Raw genomic sequence first — 15,902 nt, 5'->3', positions numbered from 1 at the left:
TAAACTTGCAGTCAATAAGCTGAGTCAGTTTTGTTTGATAGCGAAAAGCGATCAGGTGAGAGCAGGCGAGGCGTTGAGAGTTTTACTTGAATCGCTGCCCGATTAAACTGATTTTTTAAACCCTAAATCAAAATCGCCCGCACCTCTGCCATATGGATGGTGCGGCTGGTTTCTGTTCAACTCAATAAGTAGCCAATAAAAAACCCCGCGCCGAAACGCAGGGTTTTTCTACAGACGCGGCGTTGAATCAGAGCGCCGCAATCACCGCCTGCTGTTCAATCAGTTTCGCCTTCGATTGCTCCAGCTCGGCAACGCGCTCGCGCTCTTTCGCTACCACCGCTTCCGGCGCGCGGGAAACAAAGCCTTCGTTCGCCAGCTTGACCTGAATCTTCTCGATTTCGACGTCAAGTTTGCCCAGCTCTTTCGCCAGACGATCCAGCTCCGCTGCCTTGTCTACCAGGCCCGCCATCGGGATCAGCAGCTCGGCGCCTTCGATAATTTTCGTCACCGAAACCGGGCCTTTCTCGCCCGCCGGCAGGATGGTCAGACTTTCCAGGCGCGCCAGGCGCGACAGGAAGGTACGGTTCGCCTCTACACGGCGCAGTGCCGCAGGAGAACAGTCGCGCAGCAGCACGTCGAGCGGCTTGCTCAGGGCGATATTCATTTCGGCGCGGATATTACGCACCGCAACGATCGCCTGCTTCATCCATTCGATGTCCGCCATCGCTTCCGCATCCACTTTCGCCGCGTCGTACTGCGGGAAAGGCTGCAGCATAATGGTATCGTCGCTGATGTTCTTCAGCCCCTTCACGCGCTGCCAGATGGTCTCGGTGATAAACGGAATGATCGGATGGGCAAGACGCAGCAGCGCTTCCAGCACCGTCACCAGCGTGTTGCGCGTGCCGCGCAGCTCCGCTTCGCTGCCGTTGTTCATCACCGGCTTGGTCAGCTCCAGGTACCAGTCGCAGAACTGGTTCCAGGTGAAGTCATAGAGAATATTGGCGGCGATATCGAAACGGTAGCTGTCCAGCGCCTCGCGGTACGCTTTCACCGTGTTGTTGAACTCGGCGAGGATCCAGCGATCCGCCAGCGACAGCGTCATCTCGCCGCCGTTCTGACCGCAATCCTGATCTTCGGTGTTCATCAGCACGAAGCGGCTGGCGTTCCACAGCTTGTTGCAGAAGTTGCGGTAGCCTTCAAGACGCTTCATATCCCAGTTGATGTCGCGGCCGGTTGAGGCGAGCGCCGCCAGGGTAAAGCGCAGCGCGTCGGTGCCTGATGGCTCAATGCCGTCCGGGAACTGCTTCTCGGTGCGCTTGCGGATCTTCTCTGCCAGCTGCGGCTGCATCATGTTGCCGGTGCGCTTCTCCAGCAGATCGTCCAGCGAGATGCCGTCAACCATATCCAGCGGATCGATAACGTTGCCTTTGGATTTCGACATCTTCTGGCCTTCTTCGTCGCGAATCAGACCGGTCATATAAACGGTCTTGAACGGCACCTGCGGCTTGCCGTCTTCATCTTTGAGGAAGTGCATGGTCAACATGATCATGCGGGCGATCCAGAAGAAGATAATGTCGAAGCCGCTCACCAGCACGCTGGTGGGGTGGAACTGACGCAGCGCCTCGGTGTTCTCCGGCCAGCCAAGGGTCGAGAAGGTCCAGAGGCCAGAGGAGAACCAGGTGTCGAGCACGTCTTCGTCCTGACGCAGCGCCACGTCCGCGCCCAGGTTGTTTTCGCTGCGCACTTCTTCTTCGCTGCGGCCGACATAGACGTTGCCATCGTTGTCGTACCAGGCCGGGATACGGTGGCCCCACCAGAGCTGGCGCGAAATGCACCAGTCCTGAATGTCGCGCATCCAGGAGAAGTACATGTTTTCATACTGCTTCGGCACGAACTGGATATCGCCGTTCTCAACCGCCTCGACCGCGACTTTCGCCAGCGGCGCGGTACGCACGTACCACTGGTCGGTCAGCATCGGCTCGATAACTACGCCGCCGCGATCGCCGTAAGGCACCGTCAGGTCGTGCGGTTTGATCTCATCCAGCAGGCCCAGTTCGTCCACGGCGGCGACAATCGCCTTACGCGCGGCGAAGCGCTCCATCTTCTGGAACGCTGCCGGGATCTCGTCCGAGCAGGCGTCGCTGACTTCGCCGTTGGTGTCGTACACCTGGGCGCGCTCGCGGATATCGCCGTCAAAGGTCAGGATGTTGATCATCGGCAGCTTGTGGCGACGACCAACTTCATAGTCGTTGAAGTCGTGTGCCGGCGTGATTTTCACGCAGCCGGTGCCTTTTTCCATGTCCGCATGCTCGTCGCCCACGATGGGAATGCGACGGTTCACCAGCGGCAGGATCACCTCTTTGCCGATCAGATCTTTGTAGCGCGGGTCTTCCGGGTTGACCGCCACGCCGGTATCGCCCAGCAGGGTTTCCGGACGCGTGGTGGCCACCACCAGATAATCTTTGCCTTCGGCGGTTTTTACGCCGTCCGCCAGCGGATAGCGGATATGCCACATCGAACCTTTGCTCTCGCGGTTTTCCACTTCCAGATCGGAAATCGCGGTGCGCAGTTTCGGATCCCAGTTCACCAGGCGTTTACCGCGATAGATCAGGTTCTCTTTATGCAGGCGAACAAACACCTCTTTCACCGCGTTGGAGAGGCCGTCATCCATGGTGAAGCGCTCGCGCTCCCAGTCCACGGAGTTGCCGAGGCGGCGCATCTGGCGGGTAATGGTGCCGCCTGATTCCGCCTTCCACTGCCAGATCTTGTCGATAAAGGCGTCGCGGCCGTAGTCCTGGCGCGTTTTACCCTCTTCGGCGGCGATCTTGCGCTCTACCACCATCTGGGTGGCGATGCCCGCATGGTCGGTGCCGACCTGCCACAGCGTGTTTTTCCCCTGCATGCGCTGATAGCGGATCATGGTGTCCATGATGGTCTGCTGGAAGGCGTGACCCATGTGCAGGCTGCCGGTGACGTTCGGCGGCGGGATCATTATGCAGAAGCTTTCCTGGCTGGTATCGCCGTTAGGCTTGAAATAGCCTTGCTCTTCCCAGTGCTCGTAAAGCGGCTGCTCGATGTCTTGCGGGTTATATGTTTTTTCCATTTCTGCTATGTCGTTTGCGGCTGCGGCGGCGTGGCCGTATTCAATTGGAAACCAACGCTGCGGTACGCTTTATAGCGGTCGCGCGCCAGCTGTTTCTGAGACTCTTCGTAGGGTACGAAGTCTATCACTTCATGGAAAGCAGTAGCAAAATCTGCAAACTGCGGCAGCAGGCTGATCAGCAAATCGCGCGGCGAGCTGCCGCGACGCTGCGGCCAGGCGATCTCGACCGGCGCGCCGTAGCGTGGACCCTCGCCCGCCAGATTGTGCGGCACGAAGGCGTTAGCCGGGCGCTGCCACAGCGCCTCGTCAAGGCGAATCGCCTGCTGTTCGTCTTCGCAGGCGATCAAAATGCGTTTGCCCGCCCGCCAGCGCGTTTCCGCCAGATCGCACACCAGCGCCTCAATGGCGCTCAGCTCGTCGCTGGGCGAGTCCGTTTCCATTACGTAGAAGGTTGCGTTTTTCATGGAAATGCCTTGTGGGGGAGAGGTGTCGATATTACCAGCTAAGGCGCGCGGTAGCACTTCCCGATGAGATGGAGATGGCGTTTGCTATACATCAATGCGCGCCGCCCCTGAGAGCGGCGCGCAGCGGAGCTTAGTCGTCGCCGTTCAGGCCAGCGCGGTTAAGCAGGAACTGCGACAGCATCGGCACCGGACGACCGGTTGCGCCTTTGGCTTTGCCGGAGCGCCAGGCGGTGCCGGCGATATCCAGGTGCGCCCAGTTATATTTGCGTGCAAAGCGTGCCAGGAAGCAGGCGGCGGTGATGGCGCCGCCGGGACGGCCGCCGATATTCGCCATATCGGCGAAGTTCGACTCCAGCTGCTCATGATATTCGTCCGCCATCGGCAGGCGCCAGGCGCGGTCGCCGGACTGCTCAGACGCGCCAATCAGCTCGTGTGCCAGCGGATTGTGGTTCGACAGCAAGCCGCTGACGTGGTGGCCGAGGGCGATAACGCAGGCGCCGGTCAGGGTTGCCACGTCGATCACCACTTCCGGATCGAAGCGCTCTACGTAGGTCAGCGTATCGCACAGCACCAGACGACCTTCCGCGTCGGTATTGAGCACTTCCACCGTCTGGCCGGACATGGTGGTCAGCACATCGCCCGGACGCATGGCGCGGCCGTCCGGCATGTTTTCGCAGCCCGCCAGCACGCCGACCACGTTAAGCGGCAGGTTCAGCTCCGCCACCATACGCATTACGCCGTAGACCGACGCCGCGCCGCACATGTCGTACTTCATCTCATCCATCGATTCCGCCGGCTTGATGGAGATGCCGCCAGAGTCGAAGGTCAGCCCTTTGCCCACCAGCACGATAGGGCGCGCGTCTGCGTCCGGGTTGCCTTTGTACTCAATGACCGACATCAGCGACTCGTTCTGCGATCCGGCACCCACCGCAAGATAGGCATTCATGCCCAGCTCTTTCATCTGCTGTTCGCCGATAACGCGGGTGGTGACGTTTTTGCTGTAGGCGTCAGCCAGCTGGCGCGCCTGCGAGGCGAGATAGGCGGCGTTGCAGATGTTTGGCGGCATATTGCCGAGATCTTTCGCTGCCTTCACGCCGGCGGCGACCGCCAGACCGTGCTGGATGGCGCGCTCGCCGCTGGTGAGTTCGCGGCGCGTCGGCACGTTGAACACCAGCTTGCGCAGCGGACGGCGCGGCTCGGTTTTGTTACTTTTCAGCTGATCGAAGTTGTAAAGCGCTTCTTTGGAGGTTTCGACCGCCTGGCGCACTTTCCAGTAGGTATTGCGGCTTTTTACATGCAGCTCGGTGAGAAAGCAGACCGCTTCCATTGAGCCGGTGTCGTTCAGCGTATTGATGGTCTTCTGAATCACCTGCTTATACTGGCGCTCGTCCAGCTCGCGCTCTTTGCCGCAGCCAATCAGCAGAATGCGCTCGGAAAGGATATTAGGTACATGATGCAGCAGCAGGGTCTGGCCCACTTTGCCTTCCAGCTCACCGCGGCGCAGCAGGGCGCTGATGTAGCCATCGCTGATTTTGTCTAACTGCTCGGCGATCGGCGACAGACGACGCGGCTCGAAAACACCGACAACAATGCAGGCGCTGCGCTGTTTTTCCGGGCTTCCGCTTTTTACACTGAACTCCATGCACTCTCCTGAATCTTAAAGACAACGGCCGCGGCTGTCGCTAGAATGGTCCGCTTGATACCACAGAGGTAAAATATTTTGTGGGTAATCAGCGTTCGAACTACGTTTAGTGTGGCAATGCGTTAATTTTCACCACCCTGACGCGTTTGTCATACCATTTTAGCTGCGACGCAGGCCATTGATGAAGAAAAATGGCTAATAAGCGTTGAAACTAGCGATTTTCCTGCAAAAAGACAAGTTATCACAGGCGTACTAAGCGTGATCATCATTAGATATCTGGTTCGGGAGACGCTCAAAAGCCAGCTGGCTATCCTTTTCATCCTGCTGCTTATCTTCTTTTGTCAGAAGTTAGTGCGGATTTTAGGGGCTGCGGTGGACGGCGAAATCCCAACAAATCTCGTTCTGACTCTGTTAGGGCTTGGCGTGCCTGAAATGGCACAACTTATTCTGCCGTTGAGCCTGTTCCTGGCGATCCTGATGACCCTGGGCAAGCTCTATACCGATAGCGAAATCACCGTGATGCACGCCTGCGGATTAGGCAAAAGCGTGCTGGTGAAGGCGGCGATGGTGCTGATGCTGCTCACCTCCGTCGTGGCGGCGGTCAACGTTATCTGGCTCGGTCCCTGGTCCTCGCGCTATCAGGACGAGGTGACGCAAAACGCTAAAGCCAACCCTGGCGCGGCGGCGCTCGCGGCCGGCCAGTTCCAGAGCTCCAGCGATGGCAGTTCGGTGCTGTTTATCGAAAACGTTAAGGGCAACCAGTTCGGCAACGTTTTCCTGGCGCAGCTGCGCGCCAAAGGCAACGCGCGACCGTCGGTGGTGCTGGCGGACAGCGGCCATATGGAGCAGCGCAAAGACGGCTCGCAGATAGTGACGCTGGATAAAGGCACGCGCTTCGAAGGCACGGCGCTGCTGCGCGACTTCCGTATCACCGACTTCACCCACTATCAGGCGCGAGTCGGTTATAAAGAGGCGACGCTCGATCCAAACGACGCCGAGCAGTCCGATCTCAACACGCTGCTCAGCAACAACACGCCGGCATTTCGCGCCGAGCTGCACTGGCGCTTTACGCTGATCTTCGCGGTGCTGGTGATGGCGCTGATGGTGGTGCCGCTCAGCGTGGTCAACCCGCGTCAGGGACGCGTGCTGTCAATGCTGCCCGCGATGCTGCTCTATCTGATCTTCTTCCTGCTGCAGAGTTCGCTGAAGTCGAATGCGGCGAAAGGGCGGCTCGATCCGGCGATCTGGATGTGGGTGGTGAATATCAGCTATCTGCTGCTGGCGGTGGCTCTTAACCTGTGGGATACGGTGCCGATGCGCCGCGTGCGCGCCCGCTTCAGCCGCGGAGGTTCCGTCTGATGTTTCGCGTTCTCGACCGGTATATCGGTAAAACCATTTTCAATACCATTATGCTGACGCTGTTCATGCTGGTGTCGCTCTCCGGCATCATCAAGTTCGTCGATCAGCTGCGTAAGACCGGGCAGGGCGCCTATACCGCGCTGGCTGCCGGTTACTACACGCTGCTCAGCGTGCCGAAGGATATTGAGATCTTCTTCCCGATGGCGGCGCTGCTCGGCGCGCTGCTTGGCCTGGGCACGCTGGCGCAGCGCAGCGAACTGGTGGTGATGCAGGCGGCGGGCTTTACCCGCATGCAGGTGGCGCTGTCGGTGATGAAAACCGCTATCCCGCTGGTGCTGCTGACCATGGCGATCGGCGAGTTTCTCGCCCCGGCGGGTGAGCAGATGGCGCGCAACTACCGCGCGACCCAGCTTTACGGCGGCGCGCTGGTATCAACGCAGAGCGGCCTGTGGGCGAAGGATGGCAACAACTTTATCTATATCGAACGCGTGCGCGGCGATAACCAGCTTGACGGCGTCAGCATCTATAACTTCAGCGACGACCGTCGTCTGAAGAGCGTACGCTACGCCGCCAGCGCCACCTGGGACCAGGCGAACAAGCGCTGGAACCTGGCGCAGGTGGATGAGTCGGACCTTAACGATCCGAAGCAGATTAGCGGTTCGCAAAGCCTGAGCGGCGAGTGGAAAACCAACCTGACGCCGGACAAGCTGGGCGTAGTGGCGCTCGATCCCGACGCGCTGTCGATTCGCGGCCTCTATAACTACAGCAAATACCTGACGCAGAGCGGCCAGGAGTCGGGACGCTATCGGCTCAATATGTGGAGCAAGATTTTCCAGCCGCTTTCGGTGGCGGTAATGATGCTGATGGCGCTGTCGTTTATCTTCGGGCCGCTGCGCAGCGTGTCGATGGGCGTGCGCGTGGTGACCGGCATCAGCTTCGGCTTCCTCTTCTACGTGCTCGACCAGATCTTCGGCCCATTGAGCCTGGTCTACGGCCTGCCGCCGGTAATGGGCGCGATCCTGCCCAGCGCCGCCTTCTTCGCCATTAGCCTGTTCCTGCTGGTTAAGCGGCGTTAAGCCCGGGCAACCACGCAGAAGCAAAAATGAGGCCGCATATTGCGGCCTCACTCTTATAACTCGCTGAAAACCGGTAGCCTTTACCGGTATCGCTAATGACTCGCTTTTTCAGCTATGCCAGGCTCTGCGCAGGTTTTTTCAGAGTCAGGAAAGATGAAGAAGAAAAAGAGTACGCCGACCCCGCACGACGCCGTCTTCCGACAGCTTCTCAGCCAGCCGGACGTGGCGCGCGACTTTATGGAAATCCACCTGCCGCCGCAACTCCTTGCGCTCTTCGATCTCAGCACGCTCAGGCGGGCGAAACCACAGATGCCAGCGCCTTTGTTCAAGAACTGGCACAGCGGATGCCGCAACAGGAGGTCCCACTGATGACAATTGCAGAACAGCTTAAGCAGGAAGGTGAGCTAAAGGGCAAACTGGAAGTCGCGCGCAGCCTGCTGAAAATGCAGCTGCCGCGCGATACCATCTTGCAGGCTACCGGGCTGACGGAAGAAGAATTAGACCGCCTCGACGACCAGTAACCGTCCTAAGCTGTACTCCACACCGATCAACGCCATAAAAGAACCCGCCTTAAAAAGCGGGTTTTGTTTTTTGCCGCGAGTGGCGTTAACGCGCCAGCACAGGCAACAGCGCTGGCAGCTGCGACAGCAGAAAGAGGATCAGCCCGATGGTGCCGCCCACCAGCGTGCCGTTGATGCGGATAAACTGCAGATCCTTGCCGATATTCAGCTCGATCTGCTGCGACATATCGCGCGCGTCCCAGCTCTTCACCGTATCGCTGATATGACGCGTCAGGAAGGCGGCGAACTCCGGCGCGACGCTGCGCGCGGCCTCCTCCAGATGACGGTTCATCGAGGCGCGCAGCGCGTCGTCGCGCGCCAGGTTCTCGCCCAGCCAGAGCGCCGCCTGGCGCACCTTCTCCTGCACGCGCGAGTCGTCGCTGTTGAGATCGGTTTTCAGCCAGGCGCGCAGGTCGTTCCACAGCTCGCCGATATAGCGGTTCAGCGACGCGTCCTCTTTAATCCAGCGCTTGATCTCCTCGGCGCGCGCCGCCATTTCGGGATCGTGCTTTAGCTTCTCAATCAGCCGGTCCACCGCGCGGTTAAAGCCGAGGCGCAGCTCATGACCCTGATCGGCCGCCACGTCGTCGAGCACCGAATCCACGGCGTTGGCGACCAGCTCGGCGCTGTGCTCGCCCAGCCAGTCGGTCGGCAGCATTTTGGCCTTAATGGGATGCTCGCGCTTCAGCCAGCGCACAATCTGCAGGGCGATAAAGTCGCGCGTGGAGGGCTTGTGCATCAGGCGCAGCAGCTGATCGATCGCCGCGTCGAGCAGCTCCTGATGGCGGTTGTTTTTGGTCAGGCTCTCCAGCAGCACCGCGCTGGTCTGCGACAGATCGACCTTGTCGATGGCGCGATGCACCGCGCGGCGCATAAAGGCCTGGATGCGCGCGTCGTCGGTAAGATCGAGAAAGCCGCGCATCACCTGCAACAGATGACGCCCGACGCGGTCGGCATTGCCCGGCGCGTTAAGCCACTGCGCCAGCATCTGCGCCGGGTCGTGGCGGCGGATCAGCGCCAGCAGCGAGTCGGTATCCAGAAACTTCTCCTGCACGAAACGGCCGAGGTTGTCGCCGATGCGATCTTTATTGCGCGGAATAATCGCCGTATGGCGCGAGATAAAGGGCACCGGCACGCGGCGAAACAGCGCGACCACGGCGAACCAGTCCGCCAGCGCGCCAACCATCGCCGCTTCAGCGATCGCCTTCACGCCGCTGACCCAGAAGTTGGGCGGCAGAAAAAGGGTGGTGATAAAGGTGGCGGCGGCCAGCAGCAGCAGGCCGAGCGCCAGACGTTTAGTCCGTTTAAGTTCGCGCAATTTATCCATGCTCACAGCTTAGCAGAGGCGAAACCGCCGCGGAAACCGCCTTAGCGACGGCGCCCGCCCAGCAGGCTGCCGAGCACGCCGCGAATGATCTGGTTGGCGATCTGCCGCGTGGCGCTCTTCGCCACGCTCTGCACGATGCCGTCATGCTTGCCGCCGCGCGGGCCGGTATGGCCGAACAGCACCTTTTTCAGCCCGCCAAGAATGTTGTCGTCGACCTGGACCTGATTGCCTTTCGCCTGCGGCGCATTGGCCTGCTCGCTGGCGCCTTTCACGCCCTGCTGCAGCTTCTCATAGGCGGACTCGCGGTCGACCTCCTCATCATATTTGCCCGCCAGCGGCGAGTGGTTAATCAGGCCGTTGCGCTCGTCGAGGGTAACCGGCCCCATGCGCGAGCCGGGCGCGATCACCATCGCGCGCTCGACCACCGACGGGCTGCCTTTTTCATCCAGGAAAGCGATCAGCGCTTCGCCGGTGCCCAGCGCCTGGATCTCCTCAACGGTGTTGAAAGCCGGGTTGGCGCGCAGGGTGTCGGCGGCGCTCTTCACCGCCTTCTGATCTTTTGGCGTAAAGGCGCGCAGCGCGTGCTGCACGCGGTTGCCGAGCTGGCCGAGCACGCTCTCGGGCACGTCGGCGGGGTTCTGAGTAACGAACCAGACGGCGACCCCTTTTGAGCGGATCAGGCGCATCACCTGTTCCACCTTCTCCAGCAGCACCGGCGGCGCGTCATTGAACAGCAGGTGCGCCTCGTCGAAGAAGAACACCATCTTCGGCTTCTCCAGGTCGCCCGCCTCCGGCAGATGCTCGTAAAGCTCCGACAGCAGCCACAGCAGGCTGGTGGCGTAGAGCTTCGGCTGCTGGTAGAGCTTGTCCGCCGCCAGGATATTGATAAAGCCTTTGCCGTCGGCGTCGACGCGCATCAGGTCGCGGATATCGAGCATCGGCTCGCCGAAGAAGTGCTCTGCGCCCTGCTGCTCCAGCGCCAGCAGCCCGCGCTGGATGGCGCCCACCGACGCGCTGTTGATATTGCCGTACTGCGTCTGGAAGCTTTTGGCGTTGTCGCCGATGTACTGCGTCATCGCGCGCAGATCTTTGAAGTCGAGCAGCAGCAGTCCCTGATCGTCGGCAACGCGGAAGATAATCTGCAGCACGCCGCTCTGGATCTCATTAAGGTTCAGCAGGCGCGCCAGCAGCAGCGGGCCGAGGTCGGAGACGGTGGCCCGCACCGGGTGGCCCTGCTCGCCGAAAACGTCCCACAGCATCACCGGGCTGCGCTGCGGCTGCCAGTCGGTGACGCCGATCTTCGCCAGCCGCGCCAGCAGTTTCTCGCTCTGCTGGCCTTCCGCCGCGATGCCGGTCAGGTCGCCTTTCACGTCCGCCATAAACACCGGCACGCCGATGGTGGAGAAGGATTCAGCCAGCTTCTGCAGCGTCACGGTTTTGCCGGTGCCGGTCGCGCCGGTGATCAGCCCGTGGCGGTTCGCCATCGCGGGCAGAAGGTGGAGTTGCACATCGGGCGTCTGGGCAATAAGCAGCGGGGCGGTCATAGGTTCACTCTCTGGCAAAGGACAGTGTCTGAAGGATAGCAAGCGCGGCGGGGGAAAGTGAGAGGATTGCGCTGAAACGGCTGTGCGATATAAGCGCCGTTAAGGCTGGCGCGCGGGGCGATGCCTGCGCGCCGCAAGGATTATTTTTGCACCTCGTCCAGCATCAGCATGCTGACGCCGATGCCCTGCTTAACGTTGCTGAGGTTCTTGCGCACCGCCACCTGCTGCGCGCCCTGCAGAATAGTGACGAACGGCGAATTCTGCTGCACCTCGGTCTGCAAATGGGTGTAGAGCGCGCGGCGCTGCGCGGCATCGCTTTCGCCCGCCGCCCTGCGCGTCTCGGCGCTCAGCGCCGGGATATCCCAGCCCACGCGCCACGCCAGGGTTTTCGAGCCGCCCGGCACGTTATAGGCGAAGGCGCTGGCGTTGGTGTTCGGGTCGATATAGTCCGCGCCCCAGTAAATGAAGATGGACTGGAAGTCGCGGCCGCGCATTTTGCTCCACAGCTCCGACTCCGCTACCGGCTGAATATCCAGATTAACGTCCGCTTTCGCGAAGCTCGCCTGCAGCGCCTGCGCCACGTCGATATAGGGCGGCTGGTTTACCACCGTCAGGGCGATATGGGTGCCCGGTGCGATGTTGCCATCCCTGAGGATCGCCTTTGCCTTGCTGACGTCGTAGTGGAACGGGGTGGTGTTGAGCGCGCCGTCAAAGCCGTCCGGCAGGAAGCTCTGGTGGATGCGGTACTGGCCTTTCAGCAGCTGGTTGGCGAGGCTGTCGTAGTCCACCAGCCAGCGCGCCGCCTGCCACAGCGCCGGGTTGCCGAGCGCCGGCTGCTGGGCGTTTTTGGTGTTGAAGCCGAGATAGTAGACCAGGCTCGACGGGAAGGCGTCGATACGCACGTTGGCATCGCGCTTCAGCGCGGCGATCTGATCGGGGCCGAGCTGGTAGGCGACATCGACGTCGCCCTGCTGCACCAGCAGACGACGGGTGCCGGGATCGGCGACGCCCTTCAGCAGCACGCGCTTCAGGTGCGGCTGCGGTACGGCGTGCGGATTGGCCTCCAGCACCAGCGCCTGCAGCGGCACAAACTGTTTGATAGAAAACGCGCCGCTGCCCGCGGAGTGGGTCTTCAGCCAGCCGTTGCCGGTGTCGTTGTTGCTGGCGTGCTGCAGCGCGGTTTTGCTGTCGACAACCGAACTGACCGGCGCGGTGAGCAGGCGCAGCGCCAGATCCTGGCCGATTTGCGCCGGCCAGCGGATCGCCAGCTGGTGGTCATTGAGCGCCGTGAACTGGCTGTCGATATTTTCCGGCGTCCAGCCGAACTCGCCGAGAATAAAGGAGGGCGCTTTGTTGAGCTTCACCGCGCGCGTCAGGGAGAAAATGACATCCTGCGCGGTCACCGGATTGCCGCTGGCGAAGCGTGCATCGGGGTTGAGGTTGAAGATCAGGCTGTGGGGCGTTTCGCCCGGCTGCCAGCTGCGCGCCAGCAGCGGCGACAGCTTTTGCGGGTCGTCTTTATTCGGCTCCGCCAGCGTCTGGTAAACATTACGCAGGCTGCTGTTGCTGACCGTTTCGAAGCTCTCAGCCGGATCGAAACTGATAATACCGTCGAGCGGCACGGCGATAACCAGCGTATCTTTTGGCGTTCCGGCGTGCGCCATCGGCGCGAAGGCCAGCGCGCTTAACATCACAAGCAAAATGCGTCGCATAGAGGTTTATCCTGAGTCGTTGATAAGCCGACTATATCCGCGGCGCGCCAGAGTCAAAATGCCGCTTTGTTATGAGCTTTGCATAAAAAGATCGTCTGCTTTTTTCGCGCTTTTTCCGGTTTTAGCGCGGAGGGTATGAGCGGAATGCATTTATTCAGCCGCCGCCTCAAAACAGGCGCGTGATAAAAGAACGATCACATTTTCCGTTATATGTCATTGCTGCTGTAATTAAGTGAATATATTGTTGCTGATGAGAATAGTTCTCTTGTATGGAAGTATGATTTTTTTTGATTGATTATTTTTGGCAACTGTCACGCAGCGTAAATAAAAATGGTCCTGCGCACAAATTTTCTGTTCAATAAATAATCAATTGTGCATATTTAAACAAAATTCCTGTCTTCACAGCCCGTTACCCGTCTGTAACCATCCAATAACACAATTATAAATTTTCACTAAAACACATTTCTACTTTTATTGTTACATTTAGACATATATATATCCCTAATATTGCCGCGGAAATGACCGATAAGATTTGTGTTTAACAAATATATTACTTTTACAGCAAGTGAGAGTCGTGCCGCTATGCTTCTTGATAAACCCACCACCAGACGAAAGTTTTTGCTCGGGTCTCTACTGGCATTGCCGCTAGGTGACCTGGTTTTAAAAGGGCTGACCGCCGCACAGGCAGCAGAAATGGCCGCGCCGGATCTGGCCGATTATAAACCGGGCTTTTTTAGCGCGGACGAGTGGCAGTTTATTCTGGCCGCAACCGATCGCCTGATCCCGGCAGGCGGCAAAGGCAAAGCGCCAGGCGCGCTGGAAACCAACGTGCCGATCTTTATTGACCAGCAGCTGCAGACCAGCGAGTTCGGCGACGAGATCTACCTGCAGGGCCCGTTCAACGTCCACGCCGATCCGACCTTCGGCTACCAGATTCCGTTTACGCCGCAGCAGATGTACCACACGGCGATCAAGCTGGTGACGCAGTGGGTGCAGACCACCTATAACAAGCCGTTCCAGCAGCTCACGCTGGAAGAGAAAGATGACGTGTTGACCAAGCTCAACAAGAACGGCATCGACTTCGCCGCGCTGGGCGAAGGCAATCTGAAAGCGTCGCAGTTCTTCAGCCAGCTGCTCTCTGATACCAAGCACGGCTATCTCGCGGATCCGATGTACGGCGGTAATAAAGGCATGAAAGCCTGGATCGCCATCGGCTTCCCCGGCGCGCGCGCCAGCTTCACTGAATGGGTGAAGCAGCACAACGTGCCTTATCCGCTGGGACCGGTCAGCCTTTTGGGTGAACGCGCTTAACGGCGTTGAATCAGGTATTTGAGACAGGATTATCATGGCACAGATTACTAAAAAAGAAGTCGACGTCGTCGTTTGCGGCCTCGGCTGGGCCGGCTCGCTGATGAGCATCGAACTGGCGCTGGCGGGCCTTGAAGTGCGCGCCCTGGAGCGCGGCGGCGAGCGCGACTACCCCGATTTCGCCTACCCGAAACCGGCTGACGAATACGCCTATAACGTGCGTAACAAAGTGTTCGCCACGCCGAAAGAGGTGGCGGTCACCGTGCGTTACGACACCACCCAGACCGCGCTGCCGACCCGCAAATGGGGCGCCTTCGCGCCGGGCACCGGCGTGGGCGGCGCAGGCATGCACTGGACGGCGGTTCTGATCCGTCCGACGCCGACCGACATCAAGCTGAAAACCTACGTGGACGAGGCCTACAAGCCGGGCATCCTGCAGGAAGATATGCGCGTGATGGACTTCCCGTTCACCTGGGATGAGATCGAGCCCTACTACTATAAGTTTGAGCTGATCTGCGGCCAGTCGGGCACCACCGGCAACCTGCGCGGTCAGATTCTGGAAGGCGGCGATCCGTTCGAAGGCCCGCGCTCCGAGCCTTATCCGCTGCCGGCGCTGGAAGACACGCTGAACAACGTGATGTTTAAAGAGGCGGCGACGAAGCTGGGCTACCATCCGTTCCCGAACCCGTCGGCGTGCGTCTCCCGCGCGTGGAAAAACCCGTACGGCAACCAAATCGCTCCCTGCAACTACTGCGGCTACTGCTCGAAGTATCCCTGCCTGAACTACTCCAAAGCGTCGCCGCAGACCGCGGTGATGGATGCGCTGAAGCGCATGCCGAACTTCTCCTATGAAGTGCACGCGGAAGTGGTGAAGGTGGTGCTGCATGACGACAAGAAGACCGCCAAAGGCGTGATCTACTATGACGTCGACGGCAATGAAGTGTTCCAGCCGGCGAAGATTGTCGTGCTCTCCAGCTTCCAGCTCTACAACGTGCGTCTGATGCTGCTCTCCGGCATCGGCAAGCCGTACAACCCGATTACCGAAGAGGGTGTGGTAGGACGCAACTACGCCTTCCTGTCGAACGGCGGCGCGACCCTGTTCTTCAAGGATAAAAACTTCAACCCGTACGCCACCGCAGGCGCCACCGGCCAGATGTTCAACGACATCTCGCCAGGCAACTTCGATGGCCCAGGCCTCGGCTTCCTCGGCGGCGCGAAGATCCACAGCTCGCAGGCCACCGGTACGCCGATCGCCACCGCGCTGCCGAAAGGCACGCCGAGCTGGGGCATGGGCTACAAAGAGGGTCTGGAAGAGTGGTACGGCCACTCCATGAAGATCAGCATCACCACGACCTGCCAGTCGTACCGCGATGTCTATCTGGACCTCGATCCGAACTACACCGACCACCGCGGCCAGCCGCTGCTGCGCATGACCTTTAACTGGAAACAGAACGAGCTCAAGCTGCAGCAGTACCTGAAGGGCATCGTCGGCAATATCGGCAAAGAGCTGAACCCGGACAGCATGAGCATGAGCTTCCTGCCGATGGACGCCAACTTCGACCTGACCAAGTACGTCTCCACCCACAACGTGGGCGGCGCGGTGATGGGCGACAACCCGAAGACCTCGGCGCTGAACAAGTATCTGCAGAGCTGGGACGTGCATAACGTGTTTGTACCGGGCGGCAACGCTTTCCCGCAGAACTTCCAGGCGAACCCGACCGATACCATCGGCGCGATTACCCTGATGGCGGCGCAGGCGATCAAGGAACAGTATCTGAAGAACCCCGGTCCACTGGTACAGGCATAA

General features: G+C 59.8%; 11 protein-coding genes and 1 pseudogene. 6 read left to right on the top strand and 6 right to left on the bottom strand.

Annotated features, from left to right (window positions below; translation table 11 throughout):
• Positions 1-247 precede the first annotated feature (247 nt).
• The 3 genes from Q9R34_RS05185 to pepA all read right to left on the bottom strand — a co-directional run bounded on the left by Q9R34_RS05185 (position 248) and on the right by pepA (position 5,209).
• Positions 248-3,103, bottom strand: coding sequence for a valine--tRNA ligase (locus Q9R34_RS05185; protein WP_434124334.1), 2,856 nt, complete (start codon positions 3,101-3,103; stop codon positions 248-250).
• A gap of 5 nt (positions 3,104-3,108) precedes the next feature.
• Positions 3,109-3,567: a DNA polymerase III subunit chi gene (locus tag Q9R34_RS05180; RefSeq protein ID WP_485892634.1), complete on the bottom strand. Its 459-nt coding sequence runs from the start codon at positions 3,565-3,567 to the stop codon at positions 3,109-3,111.
• 130 nt (positions 3,568-3,697) lie between these two features.
• Positions 3,698-5,209: a leucyl aminopeptidase gene (gene pepA, locus Q9R34_RS05175; RefSeq protein WP_434124336.1), complete on the bottom strand. Its 1,512-nt coding sequence runs from the start codon at positions 5,207-5,209 to the stop codon at positions 3,698-3,700.
• Between the two features lie 258 nt (positions 5,210-5,467).
• Here pepA and lptF point away from each other — a divergent pair, with 258 nt between their 5' ends.
• The 4 genes and pseudogenes from lptF to Q9R34_RS05155 all read left to right on the top strand — a co-directional run bounded on the left by lptF (position 5,468) and on the right by Q9R34_RS05155 (position 8,165).
• Positions 5,468-6,568 (top strand): LPS export ABC transporter permease LptF, encoded by a 1,101-nt coding sequence (gene lptF / locus Q9R34_RS05170; RefSeq protein WP_434124337.1) that lies wholly within the window; start codon positions 5,468-5,470, stop codon positions 6,566-6,568.
• The gene (gene lptG, locus Q9R34_RS05165; protein WP_434124338.1) at positions 6,568-7,644 is read left to right on the top strand and encodes an LPS export ABC transporter permease LptG; all 1,077 of its coding nucleotides are present in this window, start codon (positions 6,568-6,570) and stop codon (positions 7,642-7,644) included. The genes lptF and lptG overlap by 1 nt, the downstream gene beginning before the upstream one ends.
• Before the next feature lie 153 nt (positions 7,645-7,797).
• Positions 7,798-7,938: pseudogene (locus tag Q9R34_RS05160) on the top strand (Rpn family recombination-promoting nuclease/putative transposase); the annotation flags it as partial.
• 74 nt (positions 7,939-8,012) lie between these two features.
• On the top strand, positions 8,013-8,165 hold the full coding sequence (locus Q9R34_RS05155) for a hypothetical protein (RefSeq protein WP_485892633.1): 153 nt from the start codon (positions 8,013-8,015) through the stop codon (positions 8,163-8,165).
• 85 nt (positions 8,166-8,250) lie between these two features.
• Here Q9R34_RS05155 and Q9R34_RS05150 read toward each other — a convergent pair whose 3' ends face one another.
• From Q9R34_RS05150 to Q9R34_RS05140, 3 genes are all read right to left on the bottom strand, one after another.
• Positions 8,251-9,531, bottom strand: coding sequence for a DUF445 domain-containing protein (locus Q9R34_RS05150; RefSeq protein ID WP_485892632.1), 1,281 nt, complete (start codon positions 9,529-9,531; stop codon positions 8,251-8,253).
• 41 nt (positions 9,532-9,572) lie between these two features.
• A complete protein-coding gene (locus Q9R34_RS05145) occupies positions 9,573-11,075 on the bottom strand; it encodes a helicase HerA-like C-terminal domain-containing protein (protein ID WP_485892631.1) in 1,503 nt (500 codons plus the stop codon).
• A 140-nt stretch (positions 11,076-11,215) separates the two neighbouring features.
• Entirely contained in the window at positions 11,216-12,787 is a 1,572-nt protein-coding gene (locus Q9R34_RS05140; RefSeq protein ID WP_485892630.1) for an ABC transporter substrate-binding protein, read from the bottom strand.
• 582 nt (positions 12,788-13,369) lie between these two features.
• Here Q9R34_RS05140 and Q9R34_RS05135 point away from each other — a divergent pair.
• Positions 13,370-14,098, top strand: a complete 729-nt coding sequence (locus tag Q9R34_RS05135; protein ID WP_434124343.1) for a gluconate 2-dehydrogenase subunit 3 family protein — start codon at positions 13,370-13,372, stop codon at positions 14,096-14,098.
• 34 nt (positions 14,099-14,132) lie between these two features.
• A complete protein-coding gene (locus Q9R34_RS05130; protein ID WP_485892629.1) occupies positions 14,133-15,902 on the top strand; it encodes a GMC family oxidoreductase in 1,770 nt (589 codons plus the stop codon).

This window comes from Enterobacter sp. BRE11 (assembly GCF_031844285.1).
Taxonomy (GTDB): domain Bacteria; phylum Pseudomonadota; class Gammaproteobacteria; order Enterobacterales; family Enterobacteriaceae; genus Pantoea.
This window is presented reverse-complemented; position numbering and strand designations above follow the sequence as displayed.

What these genes read in the sequence shown, in the direction of transcription:
- Q9R34_RS05185 (WP_434124334.1), bottom strand. Translation starts at nt 3,103, where the DNA reads ATGGAAAAAACATATAACCCGCAAGACATCGAGCAGCCGCTTTACGAG.
- Q9R34_RS05180 (WP_485892634.1), bottom strand. Translation starts at nt 3,567, where the DNA reads ATGAAAAACGCAACCTTCTACGTAATGGAAACGGACTCGCCCAGCGAC.
- pepA (WP_434124336.1), bottom strand. Translation starts at nt 5,209, where the DNA reads ATGGAGTTCAGTGTAAAAAGCGGAAGCCCGGAAAAACAGCGCAGCGCC.
- lptG (WP_434124338.1), top strand. Translation starts at nt 6,568, where the DNA reads ATGTTTCGCGTTCTCGACCGGTATATCGGTAAAACCATTTTCAATACC.
- Q9R34_RS05155 (WP_485892633.1), top strand. Translation starts at nt 8,013, where the DNA reads ATGACAATTGCAGAACAGCTTAAGCAGGAAGGTGAGCTAAAGGGCAAA.
- Q9R34_RS05150 (WP_485892632.1), bottom strand. Translation starts at nt 9,531, where the DNA reads ATGGATAAATTGCGCGAACTTAAACGGACTAAACGTCTGGCGCTCGGC.
- Q9R34_RS05145 (WP_485892631.1), bottom strand. Translation starts at nt 11,075, where the DNA reads ATGACCGCCCCGCTGCTTATTGCCCAGACGCCCGATGTGCAACTCCAC.
- Q9R34_RS05140 (WP_485892630.1), bottom strand. Translation starts at nt 12,787, where the DNA reads ATGCGACGCATTTTGCTTGTGATGTTAAGCGCGCTGGCCTTCGCGCCG.
- Q9R34_RS05135 (WP_434124343.1), top strand. Translation starts at nt 13,370, where the DNA reads ATGCTTCTTGATAAACCCACCACCAGACGAAAGTTTTTGCTCGGGTCT.
- Q9R34_RS05130 (WP_485892629.1), top strand. Translation starts at nt 14,133, where the DNA reads ATGGCACAGATTACTAAAAAAGAAGTCGACGTCGTCGTTTGCGGCCTC.